The 5,235-nt window shown below is 71.3% G+C and carries 3 protein-coding genes and 1 pseudogene; 3 read left to right on the top strand and 1 reads right to left on the bottom strand.

Annotated features, from left to right (window positions below; all coding sequences use genetic code 11):
• The first annotated feature begins 108 nt into the window (after nt 1-108).
• The 3 genes from STRTUCAR8_RS37955 to STRTUCAR8_RS37945 all read left to right on the top strand — a co-directional run bounded on the left by STRTUCAR8_RS37955 (nt 109) and on the right by STRTUCAR8_RS37945 (nt 4,904).
• Complete coding sequence (locus STRTUCAR8_RS37955; RefSeq protein WP_006381635.1) at nt 109-1,503, top strand: class II fumarate hydratase; 1,395 nt, start codon at nt 109-111, stop codon at nt 1,501-1,503.
• A gap of 73 nt (nt 1,504-1,576) precedes the next feature.
• The gene (fomD, locus tag STRTUCAR8_RS37950; protein ID WP_179200497.1) at nt 1,577-2,269 is read left to right on the top strand and encodes a cytidylyl-2-hydroxypropylphosphonate hydrolase; all 693 of its coding nucleotides are present in this window, start codon (nt 1,577-1,579) and stop codon (nt 2,267-2,269) included.
• A 574-nt stretch (nt 2,270-2,843) separates the two neighbouring features.
• Complete coding sequence (locus STRTUCAR8_RS37945; protein WP_006381637.1) at nt 2,844-4,904, top strand: ATP-binding SpoIIE family protein phosphatase; 2,061 nt, start codon at nt 2,844-2,846, stop codon at nt 4,902-4,904.
• A gap of 5 nt (nt 4,905-4,909) precedes the next feature.
• Here STRTUCAR8_RS37945 and STRTUCAR8_RS50710 read toward each other — a convergent pair.
• Nucleotides 4,910-5,235 (bottom strand): annotated as a pseudogene (locus tag STRTUCAR8_RS50710) (DegT/DnrJ/EryC1/StrS family aminotransferase); the annotation flags it as partial.

Genomic DNA, 5,235 nt, shown 5'->3' with positions numbered 1-5,235 from the left:
CCCCTGGACCCCCCTTCGGCCTGGACGGCCTCGTCCTCAAACGCCGGACGGGCTGAACCTGGGAATACGTCCCTCCACACTCGCGCTGTCCCCCTCGGAGGTACGACCATGACGACACCCGAGCAGTACCGCACCGAACACGACTCCATGGGGGAGGTCCGGGTTCCGGTTCATGCCAAGTGGCGGGCGCAGACCCAGCGTGCTGTCGAGAACTTTCCTGTTTCCGGGCAACGTATCGAGCGGGCTCATATCGAGGCCCTCGCCCGGATCAAGGGTGCCGCGGCGAAGGTCAACGCCCAGCTCGGTGTGGTCGACAAGGACATCGCCGACGCCATCCAGGAGGCCGCGGACGAGGTCGCCGCGGGGCGTTGGGACGAGCACTTTCCCGTCGACGTGTTCCAGACCGGCTCCGGTACCTCGTCCAACATGAACGCCAACGAGGTCATCGCGAGCCTCGCCGGTGAGCGGCTCGGCAGGGACGTACACCCCAATGACCACGTCAACGCCTCGCAGTCGTCCAACGACGTGTTCCCCTCCTCCATCCACATCGCCGCCACCGCCGCCGTCACCCGTGAGCTGATCCCCGCCCTCGACCACCTCGCGGACGCCCTCACGCGCAAGTCCGAGGAGTTCGCCGACGTCGTGAAGTCGGGGCGTACGCATCTCATGGACGCCACGCCAGTGACACTCGGGCAGGAGTTCGGGGGGTACGCGGCGCAGGTGCGGTACGGCGTGGAGCGGCTGCGTGCCTCGCTGCCCCGGCTCGCCGAGCTGCCGCTCGGTGGCACGGCCGTCGGGACCGGGATCAACACGCCTCCCGGGTTCTCCGCCGCCGTGATCGAGGAAGTCGCCCGGGCCACCGGGTTGCCCCTCACCGAGGCCCGCGACCACTTCGAGGCACAGGGCGCACGGGACGGGATCGTCGAGACCAGTGGGCAGTTGCGGACGATCGCCGTCGGGCTGACCAAGATCGCCAACGATCTTCGGTGGATGGCCTCCGGGCCGCGTACCGGGCTCGCCGAGATCAGCCTGCCCGATCTCCAGCCGGGGTCGTCCATCATGCCCGGCAAGGTCAACCCCGTGATCCCCGAGGCCGTGCTGATGGTCTCCGCGCAGGTCATCGGCAACGACCTCACCGTCACCACCGCCGGCGCCGCCGGGAACTTCGAGCTCAACGTCATGCTTCCCGTGATCGCGAAGAACGTCCTCGAGTCCGTACGGCTGCTCGCCAACGTCTCGCGGCTGCTCGCCGATCGGACCGTCGACGGGATCGTCGCCCACCGGGAGCGGGCGCGCGAGTACGCCGAGTCGTCGCCGTCCGTGGTCACGCCGCTCAACAAGTACATCGGGTACGAGGAAGCGGCCAAGGTGGCCAAGAAGTCGCTCGCCGAGCAGAAGACGATCCGCCAAGTCGTCCTGGAAGGTGGGTACGTGGAGCGTGGTGACCTCACCGTCGAGCAGCTCGACAGCGCGCTGGATGTCCTGCGGATGACGCGCCCGTAACGTCATCCGGCCACTGGCGTGAACCGTGACACGCACTGCGGCGTCGTATGCCTGTGGCACCTAATATCTCTTCATGACAGACGACGGAGCGTTGAGACGAGTGGAAGCGGGCGGATCAGCGGCGTACTGGTCCCCCGGGAGTCAGATCCTGTGGCGATACCGTGAGAACTCCGGGGACCGCTTCCACATCGTGCGTCCCGTCACCGTCGTACGGGACGATTCCGAGCTGCTCGCGGTGTGGATGGCGCCGGGCACCGAATGCGTCAAGCCCGTGCTGGCGGACGGTACGCCCGTGCATGTGGAGCCGCTGGAGTCGCGGTACACCAAGCCCCGGACCGTGCAGCGCGACCGCTGGTTCGGCACCGGGGTGCTGAAGCTGGCGCGGCCCGCCGAGCCCTGGTCGGTGTGGCTCTTCTGGGAACCGGGCTGGCAGTTCAAGAACTGGTACGTGAACCTGGAGGAACCGCTGGCCCGTTGGGCCGGCGGGGTCGACTCCGAGGACCATTTTCTCGACATCACCGTGAATCCCGACCGGACTTGGGAGTGGCGCGACGAGGACGAGTTCGCGCAGGCCCAGCAGGCCGGACTGATGGACGCCCAACTCGCCGGAAGGGTAAGGAAAGCGGGGCGTTCCGCGGTCGAGGTCATCCAGGCGTGGGGGGCGCCGTTCGCGGATGGCTGGCAGCACTGGCGCCCGGATCCGTCGTGGGCTGTACCGTCACTGCCGGAGGACTGGGACCGTACGCCCGCGCACATGTCGTCATGAGACCCTTGATGCGCCCCCGGTACGCAACCGTAGGATCGTCCTCCGCAAGGGCGCACAACCGTAACTCCCGGAACATGCGCTGGGCCTGACCATACGTCACCGAGGGGCGGCAGGACGTGAGCGAGGGGTACGAGGGCAACACCGGTCAGGGCCGACCAGGGCTCGCCGGTGCATCAGGAACAACCTCTGACCACGCCGGTTTTCCGTTCCTGGGGCACGTATTCCGGGTATCGGGAAGTCGGCGGGACCAACTGCGTGTACAACGCGCAGCCCCGGACGGATGGATTCGACACGCGTGACGGAGCAACCCACCTCGCACGAGCGCCGTCGGCCGGGCACCGGCCGGCCGGACAACCCCGCGGATCCCCGCGGGGCGCTGCTGCGTTCCCCGGAGGCGGCGGCTCTGCCTCTGCCGAAGCAGACGACAGGGCAGAAGGGGGCCGCCGGTGGACCGGAGGCCGCCGCCTGCCCCGGAACAGGCTCCGAGAGCCCCGGGACCGTCGGCGGCGCCGGTACGACCGCGCACGACGCGGGAACATCGGGAACAGCGGGAACAGAGGCGGGAACAGGCGCGATGGCATCCAGCTCGGGTACGGGTACCGGTACGTCAGGCTCCACGGGGCCCAACCCCGCCGGTCCGCCGGCCACACCCGGGCCGGAGCACTCGCAGTCCGACCAGCCGTCCTCGACCGAACCCGACACGCACCGCCCGCGCCCGGCACCGGACAGCATCCCGGTCCAGCCGGGCGCCGAGACGGGCCACCCGGGCACGGACAACCACGCGACGGAGCATCACGCCACGGAGTCCCTCCCGAGCCCCAACGGCCCCGCCGAGGGCGCCGGCGCAGACCCGGCCGCGAGCGATCTCGCGGGCCGGGAGCGGCGTTCGGGACAGGGCAGTCCCGCCGGCACTCCCCTGCCGATGCGGCGGGACGGCGACCGGCTGCGGTTCGTCGGTGCCGCCACCCGGCGGATCGCGCGGGGCATCGACCTCGACGAGATCGTGATGGGGCTGTGCCGGGCGACCGTGCCGACGTTCTCCGACACGATCCTCGTCTATCTGCGCGATCCGCTGCCCGTCGGCGACGAGCGGCCCACCGGCCCGCTGGTGCTGCGGCTGCGCCGCACCGACCGGCTGCCGCAGGAGCGGGACACCGAGAACGGCTTCCTGGCCACCTCCGCCGTCCCGCAGCCGCTGCCCGAGCTGTCCCCGGTCAGCGCCGAACTGTGCGAGGTGCGTCCCGGCGGCGCCCTCGCCGAGGTGCTGCGCGGCGTCCGGCCCGTCTTCGCGGACGCGCCCGCCGCCCGCGCGGCCCTGCCCGAACTCCTCGGCGAGAGCTGCGACCTGGAGGTCCCGGACGGGCAGCGCGCGATCCTCGCCCCGCTGCGCGGGCGGCGACGCGTCATCGGGGCCGCGCTGTTCCTGCGCCGGCCGGACCGGATCCCGTTCGAGACGGACGACCTGCTGGTCGCCGCCCAGCTCGCCACCCACAGCGCCCTGGGCATCGACAAGGCGGTGCTGTACGGCCGTGAGGCCTACATCGCCGACGAGCTGCAGCGCACGATGCTCCCGGAGACCCTGCCGCGCCCGACCGGCGTACGGCTCGCGTCCCGCTATCTCCCGGCCGCCGAGACCGCCCGCGTCGGCGGTGACTGGTACGACGCCATCCCGCTGCCGGGCAGCCGGGTCGCGCTCGTCGTCGGCGACGTCATGGGGCACTCCATGACCAGCGCGGCCATCATGGGCCAGCTGCGGACGACCGCGCAGACCCTCGCCGGGCTCGACCTGCCCCCGCAGGAGGTCCTGCACCACCTCGACGAACAGGCCCAGCGGCTCGGTACGGACCGCATGGCGACCTGCCTCTACGCGGTGTACGACCCGGTGTCGCACCGGATCACCATCGCCAACGCCGGCCACCCGCCGCCCGTCCTGCTGCACCTGGGCGGCCGGGCCGAGGTGCTCAAGGTGCCGTCCGGCGCGCCCATCGGGGTCGGCGGCGTCGACTTCGAGGCCGTGGAACTGGACGCGCCCGCCGGTGCCACCCTCTTCCTCTACACGGACGGGCTCGTCGAGTCCCGGCTGCGGGACGTCTGGACCGGCATAGAGCAGCTGCGCGAGAAGCTCGCCGCGACCGCCCAGCTGACCGGGCCGGACCATCCGCCGCCCCTCGAAGCCCTGTGCGACGAGGTGCTCGACATGCTCGGCCCGGGTGACCGGGACGACGACATCGCGCTGCTCGCCGCCCGCTTCGACGGCATCGCGCCGAGCGACGTCGCGTACTGGTACCTGGACCCGGAGGACGCGGCTCCCGGCCGGGCCCGCCGGCTGGCCCGGCGCGCGCTGTCCCGCTGGGGTCTGGAGGAGATGACCGACTCGGTGGAGCTGCTGGTCAGCGAGGTCGTGACCAACGCGGTGCGCTACGCGTCCCGGCCGATCACCCTCCGGCTGCTGCGGACCGACGTACTGCGCTGCGAGGTCGGCGACGACGTGCCGCAGCTGCCGAGGCTGCGGCAGGCGCGGGCCACGGACGAGGGCGGCCGGGGACTGTATCTCGTCAACCGGCTGGCCCGGCGTTGGGGTGCGACCCGGCTGAGCACGGGCAAGGTGGTCTGGTTCGAACTGGGCCGGACCTGAGCCGAGGCTATACTCCCGTCGACAGCCAACTCGGTCTCGGGCAGCGAGACACAGCACCGGAACGCGGGCATGCGATGCACCGGTGCCTTCACGGGCACGCGGCAGTCAACTCCCCTGGCCCGCAGGGCTCGAGCGAAGGCGTCCCGGTCGGGCCGCCCGTTGCCGGGCACCCGCACGACGTACTGCTGGTAGGTGTGCCCGTCCCCGTCGTCGGGCGTGCGCACACCCCTCAGCTTCAGATCGAGAAACGCCGCGCGTTGCCGCCGCTGAGCGATCTCGTCGTACGGCGCCTCGGACTCCCCGTGCTGCAGCACGAGAAGCCCGCGCCGCT

The sequence above is a fragment of the Streptomyces turgidiscabies Car8 genome (assembly GCF_000331005.1).
In the GTDB taxonomy this organism is placed as follows: domain Bacteria; phylum Actinomycetota; class Actinomycetes; order Streptomycetales; family Streptomycetaceae; genus Streptomyces; species Streptomyces turgidiscabies.
The sequence above is the reverse complement of the archived record's forward strand: the minus strand, read 5'-3'. Positions and strand labels throughout refer to the sequence as shown.

Coding starts and splice junctions, on each gene's coding strand:
- fomD (WP_179200497.1), top strand. CDS start 1,577: ATGACAGACGACGGAGCGTTGAGACGAGTGGAAGCGGGCGGATCAGCG.
- STRTUCAR8_RS37955 (WP_006381635.1), top strand. CDS start 109: ATGACGACACCCGAGCAGTACCGCACCGAACACGACTCCATGGGGGAG.
- STRTUCAR8_RS37945 (WP_006381637.1), top strand. CDS start 2,844: ATGGCATCCAGCTCGGGTACGGGTACCGGTACGTCAGGCTCCACGGGG.